The sequence below is a fragment of the Streptomyces tibetensis genome, assembly GCF_007655005.1.
In the GTDB taxonomy this organism is placed as follows: Bacteria; Actinomycetota; Actinomycetes; order Streptomycetales; family Streptomycetaceae; genus Streptomyces; species Streptomyces tibetensis.
Window position 1 is genome coordinate 197,189 of record NZ_SZVW01000013.1, and the last position, 14,778, is coordinate 211,966.

General features: G+C 71.1%; 9 protein-coding genes and 2 pseudogenes. 5 read left to right on the plus strand and 6 right to left on the minus strand.

The genetic code is table 11. From position 1 onward, the window contains the following. The first annotated feature begins 6 nt into the window (after positions 1–6). Genes FDO69_RS23090 through FDO69_RS23100 form a run of 3 tightly spaced genes read left to right on the plus strand, consistent with a single transcriptional unit; the run spans position 7 to position 3,106 of the window. Complete coding sequence (locus FDO69_RS23090; RefSeq protein ID WP_104781751.1) at positions 7–1,344, plus strand: L-fuconate dehydratase; 1,338 nt, start codon at positions 7–9, stop codon at positions 1,342–1,344. Then, entirely contained in the window at positions 1,341–2,099 is a 759-nt protein-coding gene (locus FDO69_RS23095; protein WP_104781752.1) for an SDR family NAD(P)-dependent oxidoreductase, read from the plus strand. Before FDO69_RS23090 ends, FDO69_RS23095 begins: the two co-directional genes overlap by 4 nt. Continuing rightward, positions 2,096–3,106: an aldo/keto reductase gene (locus tag FDO69_RS23100; RefSeq protein WP_104781753.1), complete on the plus strand. Its 1,011-nt coding sequence runs from the start codon at positions 2,096–2,098 to the stop codon at positions 3,104–3,106. The genes FDO69_RS23095 and FDO69_RS23100 overlap by 4 nt, the downstream gene beginning before the upstream one ends. A gap of 92 nt (positions 3,107–3,198) precedes the next feature. Here FDO69_RS23100 and FDO69_RS43240 read toward each other — a convergent pair. Then, a pseudogene (locus FDO69_RS43240) lies at positions 3,199–3,740 on the minus strand (glycoside hydrolase family 2 TIM barrel-domain containing protein); the annotation flags it as partial. Positions 3,741–3,764: 24 nt separating this feature from the next. Continuing rightward, positions 3,765–4,130: pseudogene (locus FDO69_RS43245) on the minus strand (sugar-binding domain-containing protein); the annotation flags it as partial. 226 nt (positions 4,131–4,356) lie between these two features. Here FDO69_RS43245 and FDO69_RS23110 point away from each other — a divergent pair. Further along, on the plus strand, positions 4,357–5,430 hold the full coding sequence (locus FDO69_RS23110; protein WP_104781754.1) for a LacI family DNA-binding transcriptional regulator: 1,074 nt from the start codon (positions 4,357–4,359) through the stop codon (positions 5,428–5,430). A 58-nt stretch (positions 5,431–5,488) separates the two neighbouring features. Here the strand turns inward: FDO69_RS23110 and FDO69_RS23115 are convergent, their stop codons facing one another. The 4 genes from FDO69_RS23115 to FDO69_RS23130 form a co-directional block, all read right to left on the minus strand. Beyond that, positions 5,489–7,252: a cellulase family glycosylhydrolase gene (locus FDO69_RS23115; RefSeq protein WP_104781755.1), complete on the minus strand. Its 1,764-nt coding sequence runs from the start codon at positions 7,250–7,252 to the stop codon at positions 5,489–5,491. A gap of 101 nt (positions 7,253–7,353) precedes the next feature. Then, positions 7,354–8,865: a glycoside hydrolase family 43 protein gene (locus FDO69_RS23120; protein ID WP_104781756.1), complete on the minus strand. Its 1,512-nt coding sequence runs from the start codon at positions 8,863–8,865 to the stop codon at positions 7,354–7,356. Positions 8,866–8,883: 18 nt separating this feature from the next. Then, entirely contained in the window at positions 8,884–11,019 is a 2,136-nt protein-coding gene (locus FDO69_RS23125; protein ID WP_104781757.1) for an alpha-galactosidase, read from the minus strand. Positions 11,020–11,047: 28 nt separating this feature from the next. Beyond that, positions 11,048–11,704, minus strand: a complete 657-nt coding sequence (locus FDO69_RS23130) for a Beta-galactosidase C-terminal domain (protein WP_107502216.1) — start codon at positions 11,702–11,704, stop codon at positions 11,048–11,050. A gap of 193 nt (positions 11,705–11,897) precedes the next feature. Between FDO69_RS23130 and FDO69_RS23135 the strand changes: the two genes are divergently transcribed. Further along, a complete protein-coding gene (locus FDO69_RS23135) occupies positions 11,898–14,753 on the plus strand; it encodes a glycoside hydrolase family 3 C-terminal domain-containing protein (protein WP_420878529.1) in 2,856 nt (951 codons plus the stop codon). The last annotated feature ends 25 nt before the right edge of the window (positions 14,754–14,778 follow it).

Genomic DNA, 14,778 nt, shown 5'->3' on the forward strand with positions numbered 1-14,778 from the left:
CCGCCCGTGACCGCCACCTCAGCCCGGATCACCGCGCTCGACACGTACGACGTCCGCTTCCCCACCTCACGGGAACTGGACGGCTCCGACGCGATGAACCCGGATCCCGACTACTCCGCCGCCTACGTGGTGCTGCGCACCGACGCCGCTGACGGTCCGGAAGGCCACGGTTTCACCTTCACCATCGGGCGTGGCAACGACGTGCAGGTCGCCGCGATCGACGCCCTGCGGCACCATGTCGTGGGACGTTCCGTCGCGGAGCTCTGCGACGACCCGGGCTCGCTCAGCCGCGACCTGATCGGCGACAGCCAGCTCCGCTGGCTCGGCCCCGAGAAGGGCGTGATGCACATGGCCATCGGCGCCGTGGTCAACGCGGTGTGGGACCTGGCCGCCAAGCGCGCCGGGCAGCCGCTGTGGCGCCTGCTCGCCCACGCCGAACCCGAGTGGCTCGTCTCCCAGGTCGACTTCCGGTACCTCACCGACGCCCTCACCCCCGAGGAGGCCCTCGCCCTCCTGCGCAACGGCCGTGCGGGGCTCGCCGACCGCGAGGTGACGCTGCTGGAGCGCGGCTATCCGGGCTACACCACGTCCCCGGGCTGGCTCGGATACCCGGACGACAAGCTCACCCGGCTTGCCGAGCAGGCGGTCGACGACGGGTTCACCCAGATCAAGCTCAAGGTCGGCGCCGACCTCGGCGACGACATCCGGCGCCTGCGCACCGCCCGGGCGGCCGTCGGCGACGGCATCCGCATCGCCATCGACGCCAACCAGCGGTGGGGCGTGGCCGAGGCGATCCAATGGGTCACCGCACTCGCCGAGTTCAGGCCTTACTGGATCGAGGAGCCCACCAGCCCCGACGACATCCTCGGACACGCCGCCGTGCGCCGGGCGGTCGGCCCCGTCAAGGTCGCCACCGGCGAACACGTGCAGAACCGTGTCGTCTTCAAGCAGCTCCTCCAGGCCGATGCCCTCGACGTGCTGCAGATCGACGCGGCCCGGGTCGGCGGGGTGAACGAGAACCTGGCGATCCTGCTGCTCGCCGCGAAGTTCGGGGTGCCGGTGTGTCCGCACGCCGGAGGCGTGGGACTGTGCGAGCTGGTACAGCACCTGTCCATGTTCGACTACCTCGCCCTGTCCGGCACGACCGAGGACCGGGCCATCGAGTACGTCGACCACCTCCACCAGCACTTCGACGTGCCCGTGGTCGTGCGCGGCGGGCACTACACAGCCCCCCTCGATCCGGGCTTCTCCGCCACCATGCGTGAGGAGTCCATCGCCGCCTACCACTTCCCGGACGGAACTTTCTGGGCCGCCGACCGCGCCCGGCAGGAGAGTGACACATGAGCGAACTGTCAGGACTCAGGGCCCTCGTCACCGGCGGCGCTTCCGGCATCGGGCTCGCCACCGCACGCGCGCTGGCCGGGCGGGGCGCGGCGGTGGCCGTGCTCGACCTCGAAGCGTCCGGGGTGCCCGAACCGCTGTACCCCGTCAAGGCCGACGTCCGGGACGACACGTCGGTACGCCTCGCCGTGGAGGAAGCGGCCACGCGCCTCGGCGGCCTCGACATCCTCGTCAACAACGCCGGCACCGGAGCCATCGGCACCGTCGAGGACAACCCCGACGAAGAATGGCACCGCGTCATGGACGTCAACGTCCTCGGCATCGTGCGCACCACCCGCGCCGCCCTGCCCCATCTTCGGCGCTCGGCGCACGCGGCGATCGTCAACACCTGCTCGATCGGCGCCACCGCCGGCCTCCCACAGCGCGCCCTCTACTGCGCCAGCAAGGGCGCGGTCCTGTCGCTGACCCTCTCCATGGCCGCCGACCACGTCCGCGAAGGCATCCGCGTCAACTGCGTCAACCCCGGTACCGCCGACACCCCTTGGGTGGCGCGGCTCCTGGACGCCGCCGACGATCCCCAGGCCGAACGTGCCGCTCTGAACGCCCGTCAGCCGATGGGGCGCCTGGTCACCGCGGACGAGGTCGCCGCCGCAATCGTCTACCTGGCGTCTCCGGCCGCCGCTTCCGTGACCGGTACGGCCCTCGCCGTCGACGGCGGCATGCAGGGGCTAAGGCTCCGCCCGGCGGCCGGCTCATGAAGACGGCGACGCTGGGCAGCACCGGTGTCCGGGTCACCGAGCTGTCGTTCGGGGCCGCGGGGATCGGCAACCTCTACCGCCCGATCACCGACGAGGCGGCCCTCGCCACGGTCGACGCAGCCTGGGACGCGGGCATCCGCACCTTCGACACCGCGCCCCACTACGGGCTGGGCCTGTCCGAGCGCCGCCTGGGCGCGGCACTGCGTGACCGCCCCCGGGACACGTACACCGTGTCCACCAAGGTCGGGCGGCTGCTGGAGCCGGACCCGCGGGGCGGCCGGGGCGACGACCTGGCGCACGGCTTCGCCGTGTCCGACACCCACCGGCGCGTCTGGGACTTCAGCGCCGACGGGGTGCTGCGCTCCCTGGAAGCGAGCCTGCAACGCCTCGGCCTCGACCGCGTCGACGTGGCCCTGCTGCACGACCCCGACGACCACGCCGACCAGGCGCTGCGCGAGGCGTATCCGGCGCTGGAGCGGCTGCGCGACGAAGGTGTGATCGGGGCGATCGGCGTCGGGATGAACCAGTGCGCGCTGCCCGCCCGCTTCCTGCGGGAGACCGACATCGACGTCGTCCTGCTCGCCGGCCGCTACACGCTGCTCGAACAGCAGGGCCTCGCCGAGATGCTGCCGGAGGCCTCCGCTCGCGGCAGGAGCGTCGTCATCGGCGGGGTCTTCAACTCGGGGCTGCTGATCGCTCCGGAGCCCGGCGCGATGTACGACTACGCGCCCGCCCCGCAACCGGTGCTCGACCGCGCGCTGCGGCTGAAGGCCGTCGCCGAACGTCACGGCGTGCCGCTGCGAAGCGCCGCCCTGCACTTCCCCTACGGGCACCCCGCGGTCGCGAGTGTCCTGACCGGGGCCCGCTTCGTCGACGAGGTGCGCGACACAGTGGAGCAGCTGCGGCACCCGGTCCCGGCCGCCCTCTGGGACGATCTGCGCGCCGAGGGACTGCTGGCCCCGGACACGCCGACCCCCGCCGGCACGCCGTCGGAGAGGTCGCCATGAGTGACGATCCGCTCCGGGCGTCGGCGGCGGTGGTCAGCCGCCCGGTCGCCCTTGCCGTCGGTGGCCGGGTAGAACTTCTCGCCCGGCCGCAGCAGACCCCGGCCGATGCGGCTGACGTTGGCCGGCGCGCGGTACATCTCGCCGTAGAGGTCGACGTAGCGGGCCATGCGGTCGCGTCGTAGTGGATGGGCCGCGAGGGGTCCCGTTCGCGGATCCAGGCGGCCATCGCTTCGAGATTGCGGCCGTCGCCGGCTTCGTTGCCCAGCGACCAGGAGATGACGCCGGCGTGGTTCTTGTCGCGTTCCACGGTCCGCACGGCGCGGTCCAGATAGGCCTCACGCCACCGAGGGTCGTCGGACGGGTTGCCCAGCCAGGGGTGTGGTTTCGTCATCTCGAACCCGTGGGTCTCCAGGTCGCACTCGACCATGACCCACAGGCCGTACTCGTCGCACAGATCGAGGAACGCCGGGTGGGGCGGGCAGTGCGAGGTGCGTACGGCGTTGATGTCGTGCCGCTTCATCGACAGCACGTCGTCGCGCATGTCGTCCACGGTGACGCAGCGGCCACGGTCGGGATGGAACTCGTGCCGGTTGATACCGCGCAGGACCACCCGGCGGCCGTTGACGGTCAGGATGCGACCCGCGCGCAGGATTCCACTCCCTCGAAGCGCACCACGGCGGGCGTGCCCGCCACGACTCGGGCAGGTCGAAGACACGGTGGTGATCACCGGTCGGGTTCTCGTCGGGGACGTACGGGGGATCCAGGGGGATGGGGTGGGGATGTTCAGGTACACGGGCTTGCCGTAGCCGTGCAACTGCCAGTGGGCGGGGACGGGCAGCCGGTCCCATTCCCCGTCGTGGAAAGCGGGAAGCTCCAAGCCGTCCGTTCCGTCGAGTTCGGTGGGCGAGAAGCGGAAGGCCCAGAGACCGTTCAGGTCGATCCTCGGGGCGCTCGAGGAGAAGGCGGATCGTGGGGTCGTCCTGCCGTAGCCGGGGGAGAGGTCCTCGAAGTAACGCGGGGGCATAACGCTCCGTTTGACGCGTTGCGAAAGTATCGCGAGCGGCCGTGATGTCGAAGGTGCCCTGCGAGAAACGTCGTGATCGGCTTTGTTCCTGGTCAGGCCGGTCTCTGTGGTGTGTTTCGTAGCCGCTGCCGATTACGAAAGTCCGGGTATGCTTTCGTGACCCCCCGGGGTCGCGCGGGGGGTGCCGGAATGACGGCCTCACCGGGCGAGGGATGGGAAAGGCAACGTGCCGGACAACCGATCAGAAGCGCCTTCCACGCAAGAAGCGGAAGAGACGGAAGAGTCGGAGGACAAGAGCACGGGCGGCGGAGGGCCGGCGGCCGTCACCATCGCCTACATCGCCGAGTCCGCCGGCGTCTCCGTCCCCACCGTGTCGAAGGTGCTCAACGGCCGGTCGGGCGTGTCCGACGAGACCCGGGCCCGCATCGAGGACCTGATCCAGCGCTACGGTTACCGCAAGCCGCCCAAGAACCGCAGCAACCTGGTGGAGCTCGTGTTCCGCGAGCTGGAGAGCATGTGGGCCGTGGAGATCATCCGTGGGGTGGAACGGGCGGCCCGCAGGAACAAGGTCGGTGTCCTGGTCTCGGAGTTCGGCCTTCACGACACACCGGCCAGGACCATCGACGAGACGGTGGGGCGGCGACCGCAATGCGTGCTGTCGGTGGCGTGGCTGTCGGAGGACGAGCGGGACCAGCTGAAGGCGAAGGGCATCCCGTTCGTCGTGTTCGACCCGAACGGGGAACTGCCCGACGACGTACCGTTCGTCGGTGCCACCAACTGGAGGGGCGGGCAGGCCGCGACCCGGCACCTGATCGATCTGGGACACCGGCGCATCGCCATGATCACCGGACCTGATCATCCCTTCTGTCTGGCGCGGACCTCCGGCTATGTCTCGGCGCTCGCCGAAGCCGGTCTGCCGGTGGACCCGAACCTGATGGTCAAGACCCTGCTCACCCGCGAGGACGGCTGCACCGCGGCCCGCGAACTGCTCTCCCGGGACGATCGCCCCACCGCCGTCTTCACCGCCAACGACATGCAGGCCCTCGGCGTCTACCAGGCGGCGCGCGAGCTGGGGCTGAACATCCCGGGGGACCTGAGCGTGGTGGGCTTCGACGACGTACCGGCCGTGGCCTGGGTCGACCCACCCCTGACCACGGTCCATCAGCCCCTGGCCGACATGGCCGTGGCCGCCACGGAACTGGCGCTGGCGCTGGGCCGCGGCGAGGACGTGCCCCGGGTCGGACTGGAGATCGCGACCACGCTCACGATCCGGGAGAGCACGGCCCCGCCCAAGAGCTGAGAGGAGCGGAGGAGGACCCCGGGTGCCGGCACGGCACCCGGGGCGAGGCGAGGCGCGGTCAGGCGACCGTTCCCGTCACCGAGCCTCCGTTCTTGGTCACGCGGTACGTCACGGTGGCTCCGCTCCAGAAGTGGAAGGTGAGCGTGGCCTGCGCACCGTCCTTCAGGGCGTTGAGGTAGTCGGGGGTCAGGGTGAGGGCGTTACCCGAGTAGTTGGGGGAGAAGGCGCCGTTGAACTCCTGGTAAGGCGTCCAGGAGGTGTTGCCGGCGACGCTGCCGTCGGCGTACTTGGACTCCATGGTCGCCAGTTGGTCACCACGGAACTGGGTGGGGATGCTGAGCCCGCCGGAGGTGTTGCCGCTCGCGTTGGAGAGCACCGGCCTGTCGTACGTGGTCACGTAGATGTTCCAGGGGACGCCCGCGGAGAAACGGGCCTGGATCGTCGCGTTGATCCCGTAGGCGCGGTTGCCGGCCAGTCTGGTGAGAGCGGAGGCCGTGAGGGTCAGCTGGTTGCCGGAGACGGTGTAGTCCCGGCCCTGGACGAGCTGGGTGTTGCCCTGCCAGACGCCCCGGAAGGTGGTGCCGTTCGGGTTCAGCGTGAGCGTCTTTGCAGCGATGGCGCTCGACTTCGCCAGGAAGACCCGGTCCGATGAGGCGGTCCCCGAGCGGGTGGTCCAGCTGGACTTGATCGCGGCGAACAGCGAGGGGTCGGACCACCGCAGGGTGGTGCGGTTCAGGTGGTTCCAGCTTCCCGCATCCCACAGGGCCGTGGTCACACCGGCGGTGCGGGCGTTGTAGCCGAGCTGCTCGTAGAACTTCAGCGCTTCGCCCCGCTCGATGCGGGAGGGGTGGTTGGAGTCGGGGAACTGCAGCAGGCCGTATTCACCGAGGTAGACGGGGATGCCCTTGGATGTGAGGGTGGCACGGATCCTGGAGAAGTTGTCGCTCATGTCCTTCTGCGAGGTGGCGTCGAACGTGGTGCCGCCCGCGACGTTCACGCTGAACGGGTAGTAGCCATAGTAGTGCACCGTGGCCACGAGTTTCTTGTCGTTCAGCGCCTTCATCTCGCCGGCCAGGGCGTCCAGGAACCCCTGGCCCGAATTGGTGTGCAGGGTGGGCAGGACGAGCAGCCGGGTCGCGTTGTTGCCTCCGGACTGGCGTACCACGGTGTGGAACGCGGTGTTCAGCTCGCTGTTGTACTGAATGCCCTGGGCGTCGGTGGTGTTGTTGAACTGCGGCTCGTTGTTGCTCTCGAACAGCAGGCTCGGCGGGTAATTCCTGAACTTCGCGGCGATCTGGGTCCAGCTGGCCTTGAAGCGGGCCAGGACGCCGTCATGGTTGGTGGGCATGTCGGCGATCCACTGCCACGAGTCGTGATGCACGTTGATCACGACGTACAGACCGTCGGCCAGGGCCATGTCGACGACTTCCTTGACGCGGTTCATCCACGTCGCGTCGATCGTGTAGGGGGCCGTGGAGGACTGGTGGTCGGTCCAGGTGACGGGAATGCGGACGCTGCGGAAGCCCTGGGCTTTGATGGTGTCGAACACGGCCTTCGTGGCCTTCGGGTTGCCCCAGGACGTCTCCTCGGGAATGGCGTCCAGGGTGTTGCCCAGGTTCCAGCTGGGCTGCATCGCGGCCACCGTCTCCATCGGCGTGGCGGCGAGTTTCGGAAGCCGTATCGGGAGCGAGCCCTGATGGTCGGGTGCGGCGAAGGCCGCGGTGCTGGTCAGCCCGATCACGGTGACCAGCGCCAGCAGGAGGCCGAGTACACGTCCCGGGCCGCGACTGCGGCGGTTGGTGAGGTGGTGCTGTCCCTGCATCTCTGGCCCTTCTCTGTTCGGCCGGGCGGGGTCCGCCCGTGGGGGGACGGCGCGTTCAGGTGGTCGAGGAAGAGCGGTTCCGGCGGCGCCTGGGCGCCGGATCAGGAGCCGAGGGGCTCGTAGTCGAACCAGTCGAAGTGGACCGTGCCGGCCGCGGCGTACATGCCGATGACCCGGCCGGTGAAACCGCCGGCCACCTCGGTCGACAGGTAGCGGCCGTCGAGGGCGCCGAGCTCGGTGAACGTGCCGTCCGGCTCCTCGACGCCGAACGCGAGGGTGTCCGGCCCGGTGCGGGCGTCCCGCGGAGAGGTGGGGGAGACGCGGAGCACGAGGACCACGGGCCCGGCGGGCACGGACCGGGACGACACGACGGTGCGCAAGGGCCCCACCCGGGCGAGCATCCGTACCTCTCCTCCGGACGCCTCGATCTCGTAGTGGTGCTCCTCGTCCAGGCGGACCGCCAGGCCGCCGCGCCCCTCCGCCGCGTCGACGCGGGTCCGCGCCTGGCACGTCAGGTGCTGCTGGCGGCGGCCGACGAACACGACGTCCCGTTCGTCGAGCGAGGCGCCGCGGGCGCGCAGGGTCAGCCAGCCGGAGCGTTCCTTGGTGGTGCAGTGCTCCACGAGACGGTCCCGCACGGAGATCCACTGCGGCCGCAGCTCACCGAGGTCGAAGTCGTCACGGACGGGCTCGGTGGGCGCGGGGACGAGTGGCCAGGCTGGTGCGGGCAGTTCGGACGGCACCTCGCCGACGACCGGCCATCCGTCCACCCACTGCACCGGCACCAGGAACGTCTCACGGCCCAGCACGTGCCAGCCCGGCGTTCCGCCCCGCGGCCGGACGGCCAGCAGCACCATCCACCACGAGCCGTCGGGCGCCTGGACCAGATCCGCGTGTCCGGTGTTCTGAACAGGCCGGTTGGTGCCGCGGTGGGTCAGGAACGGGTTGTGCGGGCACGGCTCGAACGGGCCGGAGGGAGACGTCCCGCGGGCGATCGAGACGGCGTGACCGCGCTCGGTGCCGCCCTCGGCGATGAGCAGGTACCAGTACGCGCCGATGCGGTACAGGTGCGGTGCCTCCGGGGCCATCGCGTCGACGCCGCCGGACCAGAGCGGTTGCGGCTCGCCGAGCGTCTGCCCGGTGGACGGGTCGAGGCGCACCTGGGAGACCCCGGCGGTCGTGCACCAGCAGGTGCCGTCCTCGTCCCAGGCGAGGTCCGGGTCGATCCCGCCGATCCCCGACAGTCGCACCGGCTCCGACCAGGGCCCGGCCGGATCGGTGGCGGTGAACAGCAGGTTTCCCTCACCACTGGCCACGTTGGTGACGATCAGCCAGAAACGGCCGTCGTGGTGGCGCAGCGTTGGGGCGTAGATGCCGCCGGAGGACGCCGTGTCCGTGGTCAGGCGGAGCTGGCTGGGCCGGTCCAGGGCGTTGCCGATCTGCGTCCAGTGCACCAGGTCGCGACTGTGGAAGACGGGGATGCCGGGGAAGTACTCGAAGCTGGAGCACACCAGGTAATAGTCGTCGCCCACACGGCACACGCTGGGGTCCGGATGGAGGCCGGGGATGACGGGGTTGGCCACGACGGCCTCGGGGAGCTGATTCTCTGGCACTTGGTCGAATCCTTCTGTTCAGCGGTTGGTCGACGTGCTGTCGAGGCGGAGCAGTACTGCGGACGGAGCCGTGGGCAGCGTCAGCGTGAGGTCGGCGGTGTCGGGGTCCCAGGCGACGTCGGCCCGGCTCGCGGTGGGGTAGAGCACGTCCGGGTGGGCCCCGGAGCCCCGCAGGTGCGGCAGGGCGAGACGCGTGGTGACGTCGGCTCCGGGGCGGCGCCACACCGTCAGGTACGTGGTGCCGGGAATGCGCAGGGCCAGGGCGACCCACGGGTCCTCCCAGGCCGGCAGCCCGAGCGGCCACGCGGGCACGGCCCGGGCCAGGTCGTCGCGGATGGCCTTGTACACGGCGACGGCCTCGTGCACCAGGGCGAGCGCCTCGGGCCGCAGGTCCGGCAGCAAGCCCGACAGATGGATGCGGCCGAGGAGGGCGTTGGCCATGGTGAACACCACCTCGTCCGGGGAGTCCGTCGGCAGCGGGTAGGCCCAGACGGCGCCCTGTTCCGGGGTGACGGCGGTGGGCGCGGAGGCCGCGATGGGCGCGTACAGCTGGAGGTTCTGCTGGTCGCTGGTGGACTGCAGCTGCATGCGGGACAGCAGCGCGTAGTCCCAGCGCATGCCGCCGGACGAGCAGTTCTCCACCACCAGGTGCGGATGGCGGTCCAGGATGCCGTCGAGCCAGTCGAGGTGCGCGCGGTTGTGGCCGAGCAGTCCCGCGCCCGGAGTTTCACCGGGGTGGGCACTGGTGCCGGAGCCCGGGTCGATGTTGTGGTCGAGTTTCAGGTAGCCGACGCCCCACGCGCCGACCAGACGGTCCACGACCTGGTCCAGGTGGGCGCGGGCGGCGGGGTGACGCAGATCCAGGTGATGGCGGCCGGTCTCGGTGACGCGTACGCCGTCGCGGCGGAAGAACGCCTCGTCCGGCAGGGACGTGGCCATGGGGCTGCGGACACCGATCACCTCCGGCTCCAGCCACAGACCGGGCACCATGCCGCGCTCCCGGATGCGGTCCAGCACCTCGTGGATCCCGCGCTCGCCGGGGAAACGCGAGGCGGCCGGCTCCCAGGCCCCCACGCTGTCCCACCAGCCGCCGTTCTCGCCGTCGTACCAGCCGGCGTCGATGACGAAGTACTCCGCCCCCGCGTCGGCGGCCGCGTCGATCAGCGGCAGCAGCTTCTCCGCCGTGGGGTCGCCCATCAGGCAGTTCATGTAGTCGTTGTAGATGACGGGGAGTTGCTCGTGGTCCGGATGCGGGCGGCGGATGGCGCGGCGGTAGCGGGTGAGCGCGGCGAAGGCCTCGTCCGGGCCGCCCTCGTCGCTGAAGGCGAGAGCCACCGGCACGGTGGCGAACCCGGCCCCCGGCTCCAGCGGGTGCCGCCAGCCGTGATGGGTGTCGTTCGGGCCGAACAGGGCCAGGTAGGCCAACGTGTCGCGTTCGCCGCACTCCCAGTGCCAGCCACCGCCGTTGTGCTCGATCTGCCACACCCAGGTGCGCCCGAGCCGACGGTCCGCCAGGCCGCCCATGGGCAGGTGGCCGCAGCTGGACCACACGCCCCGCCCGGTCCGCGTGAACCCGCCCTTGCCGTTGTCGTAGACGACGCGATCGCCCAGGGCCGGTGAGGTCACCCGCATCGGCCGTCGCTGCCACCGGCATTCGGCGACCCAGTCGTTCTCGGCCCACAGCAGGTCCGCCGCCCCGATGGCCTCCGGTCCGTCGGCGAGGGTGCCCACGACGAGGGAGGAGACCGACTCCAGGTGGAGGGTGGCCTCCCCGTCGTTGCGCAGGGCCACTTCGGCGCGCAGCACGGGCACGCCCTCCGGCGAACGGTAGGTGACCTCCGCGGCGAGACCTGTCTCGGGGTCGTGAAGGCCGACCGTGAGCACGAGCCATTGGCTGTCGCGGGTCACGCGGTGCTCGCGGTACCGCAGACGCGCGCCGAGGGAGGTGTCGATGAGGCGTCCGCCCGACCAGGCGCGGCCGTGGCCCGCGGCCGTCACCTCCACCAGGGGCAGCGAAGGCCAGTTGCGCCGCTCGGGAGGCGTGCCGCCGGGGCGGCCGATCCGCGTGAGGCGGGCGATGCCGTCCTCGGCCACGCCGATCTCGACCTCCAGGGCCCGGTGGCCCCATCGGAGGATCTGCGGTGCGCTGGTCATGGTTGCCTTTCCGGTCGGTCGGCGGGGTTCAGGCGATACGGAGCACGACGCAGCCGACGGGCGGCAGTTCGGACACCGGGGCGTCCGTGAGCAGGTCGTGGGCGGGCTCCGGCAGCGGCACGGGTTCGGTGCGGTGGTTGATCAGGAAGCGCCAGCGGCGGCCGTCCGGGGCGTGCCGGGTGACGGCCTCGACCCGAGGAGGGAGGTCCTGGACCTCGGGGCTCACCTCCGCCTCGTCCGGGAGCCGGGCGACCAGGGCCGCGTGGTCGGCGTCGTCGAGGCGGGTGGAGAGGTACCAGCCCTGAGCATGCCGCAGTGGGTCTCCCATGGCCTGGTAGAAGGAGTTTCCCGGGGGCGGCACGGTGCCCCAGAGCGGGGTGACCGCGGTGTACTTGCCGCCCTTGCCCGGTACGCCGGACACGGTGGTGGGGTGCTCGGTCGGGTAGCGCAGGAAGCCGGGGTCCGTGGCCAGGTCGGCGCCGTTCGACACCGAAGGGATGTCGGGCTTCAGGGACTGGCTGGGAACGTAGGCGGGCATCGCCTTCTTCAGTTCGGACGCGCTGTTCGAACCGGTCTGTTGTTCGCCGCCGTTCCCGCAGGCGGAGAGCAGGGGAGCCATCGCCGCGGCGCCCGCCACCGCGGTGGCTTTGCCGACGAAGCCTCTGCGGTTCAACTCGTTGCTCATGAGCGGCCCTTCTGGCTCGGAGCGTTGAAGCGCTTCACTTGGCGGCGAACGTTAATGACATGTTTCTCGCGAAACAAGAGGGCGATACTCAAGAAACTTTCTTTCCTTCGCTGCATTGACAGCCCGCGAAACCGGTGGCAGCGTCGAAGCGCTTCAACAATCCGAAACCGGCCTGCTTCTAGGGGTTCGTCTCGTGAGTTCTCCGTATCTGACCGCCGCCGACCGGCTCCCGTTCCGTGACCCCGCGCTGCCCATGTCGAAGCGCGTCGACGACTTGCTCGGGCGGCTCACACTCGACGAGCGGATCGCCCTTCTGCACCAGTACACCCCGGCCATCGAGCGCCTCGGCGTAGCCGCGTTCCGCACCGGCACGGAGGCACTGCACGGCGTGTCCTGGCTCGGCGAAGCGACCGTCTTCCCGCAGGCGGTGGGGCTCGGCGCGACCTGGGACGAGGACCTGGTGCGGGAGGTGGCCCAGGCCGTCTCGGTCGAACTGCGCGCCTTCCACCGCCACCGCCCGACGGCCAACGGCGTCGGTACCAACAGCCTCCAGGCATGGGCGCCCGTGCTGAACCTGCTGCGCGACCCGCGCTGGGGCCGCAACGAGGAGGGCTACTCGGAGGATCCGGAGCACACCGCACGGCTCGGCACGGCCTACTGCCGGGGTCTGGCCGGCGACCACCCCACGTATCTGCGCGCCGCTCCGGTGCTCAAACACTTCCTCGCCTACAACAACGAGGACGACCGCTGCGTCACCTCCTCCGGTCTGCGCCCCCGCGTGCTCCAGGAATACGACCTGGCAGCCTTCCGGCCCGCTGTCGCCTCGGGCGCGGCCACCGGCGCGATGGCCGCGTACAACCTCGTCAACGGCCGCCCCTGCCACGTCAGTCCCCTCATCCGGACGGAACTGCGCGAGTGGGCCGTGCCGACCGGACACGAACTCTTCGTGGTCAGCGACGCCGAGGCGCCGTCCAACCTGGTCGATCCGGAGCACTACTTCGCCGACCACCCCGAGGGGCACGCCGCGGCGCTGAAGGCCGGCATCGACAGCTTCACCGACCAGAACGAGGACAGTTCGACGGTGACCGGCCGCTTGCGGGAGGCCCTGGAACGCGGCCTGATCGACGAGTCGGACATCGATCGCGCGGCCCGCCGCCATCTGCAACTCCGCTTCCGGCTCGGCGAGTTCGACCCCGACCTGGACCCGTATGCCCACATCGGCCCGGAAGTGATCGACTGCCCCGGCCACCGCGCTCTCGCCCGGCGCGCCGCCACCGAGTCGGTGGTGCTGCTCAAGAACGACGGTCTGCTGCCCCTTGGGGCGGAGCACTCCCCCCGCATCGCCGTCATCGGCCCGCACGCCGACAGCGTGTACGAGGACTGGTACAGCGGCACCCTGCCCTACCAGACCGGCATCGCGTCCGGGCTGCGTGCCGCCTCGGCGGACGTCGTCACCGTCGAGGGCGCCGACCGGATCGCCCTGCGCTCGCACACCACGGGCGCACCGCTCGGCGGGACCACGTTCGACGTCGAGGACTGGGGCGGCGGCGCGCTGACGCTGCGCGACACCCTCACCGGCCGCTACCTCACCCGCAAGGACGATGACACGCTCATCGCGGATCCCACGGTCATCAAGAGCTGGTTCGTCAACGAGACCTTCCGACTGGAGCCCGATCCGCTCGGTGACGCCGGCACCGTGCTCCTGCGCAACATCCACACCGGTCGCTACGCCGCGGTCGATCCCGCGGACGGCCGGGTCGCCGCCACCGCCGGGACCCCCAAGGAGGCCGAGCGCTGGCAGCGCGAGCTGCTGCGGGACGGCACGGCCGAGGCCCGCGCCGCCGCCGAGGCGGCCGACGTCGCGATCGTCGTCCTAGGCAACCACCCGCTCATCGACGGCCGCGAGACCGAGGACCGCTCGGGCATCGCACTGCCCGCGGCCCAAGAGGCGCTCTTGCGAGCGGTCGCCGCGGTCCGCCCGGAGACCGCGCTGGTCGTCATGAGCAGCTACCCCTACGCCCTCGACTGGGCCGACGAGCACCTGCCCGCCGTGATGTGGACGTCTCACGGCGGGCAGGAAACAGGCACGGCACTGGCCGCCGTCCTGCTGGGTGAGGCCGACCCCGCCGGGCGCCTGCCGCAGACCTGGTACCGGGGCGACGACGAGCTCCCGCACCCCCTCGACTACGACGTCATCAAGGCGGGCTGGACGTACCAGTACCACCACGCCGCACCCCGCTACGCCTTCGGGCACGGCCTGTCCTACACGGAGTTCACCCACAGCGACCTGCGGCTGTCCGCGGCGGAGGTGGCGGGGGACGGTGCGCTCGACGTCTCGCTGACCCTGACGAACTCCGGCGGCCGTGCCGGAAGCGAGGTGGTCCAGCTCTACGTCCGGGCGCTGGACGCCCGCTACGAGGCGCCGAGGCTGCGGCTGGCCGACTTCCGCAAGGTACGGCTCGAACCGGGGGCGAGCCGGGAGGTTGTCTTCCGGCTGCCCGCCGACCGGTTCGCGCACTGGGACGTCGCCGCCGGCGCCTTCACCGTGGACCCCGGCGCCTACGAGGTCCTCGTCGCACGGTCCGCCGAAGACGTCGTCCTGACCGCACCGGTGACGGTGACCGGTGCGCCTCCCGCGCCCCGAGCGGTCGTCGGCCGGCGCACCCAGGCCGTCGACTTCGACGACTACACCGCCGTCACCCTGGTCGACGCCGACCGCGCTGCAGGCGACGCCGTCGCCCCGGCCGGCGCCGCACGCCCCGCCACCCTGCTGTTCCGCCGCGCCGATCTGACCGGCGCGGCCCGCTTCGAGGCGCAGGTCGCGCGCGTGGCCGCCGACGGGGGAGAGGCACGGCTGGAGATCCTTGCCGGGGACCGGCCGTTGACCGAACTGGCCGTACCGGTCACCGGGGGTCCCTACACCTGGACCACGGTGACGGCCGACGTGACGGCACCCGTCGACGGTGTCCACGACCTGCGGCTGACCCTGCACGGCGACTTCCGCCTCACCTCCTTCTCCTTCGGTACGTCCGGGGCCGGGCCCGCATGAACGCGGCACCGTGGAGCGCATTGCG

Excerpts from the sequence above, each read along its gene's own strand:
- FDO69_RS23130 (WP_107502216.1), bottom strand. The coding sequence starts at position 11,704 with ATGAGCAACGAGTTGAACCGCAGAGGCTTCGTCGGCAAAGCCACCGCG.
- FDO69_RS23095 (WP_104781752.1), top strand. The coding sequence starts at position 1,341 with ATGAGCGAACTGTCAGGACTCAGGGCCCTCGTCACCGGCGGCGCTTCC.
- FDO69_RS23125 (WP_104781757.1), bottom strand. The coding sequence starts at position 11,019 with ATGACCAGCGCACCGCAGATCCTCCGATGGGGCCACCGGGCCCTGGAG.
- FDO69_RS23115 (WP_104781755.1), bottom strand. The coding sequence starts at position 7,252 with ATGCAGGGACAGCACCACCTCACCAACCGCCGCAGTCGCGGCCCGGGA.
- FDO69_RS23100 (WP_104781753.1), top strand. The coding sequence starts at position 2,096 with ATGAAGACGGCGACGCTGGGCAGCACCGGTGTCCGGGTCACCGAGCTG.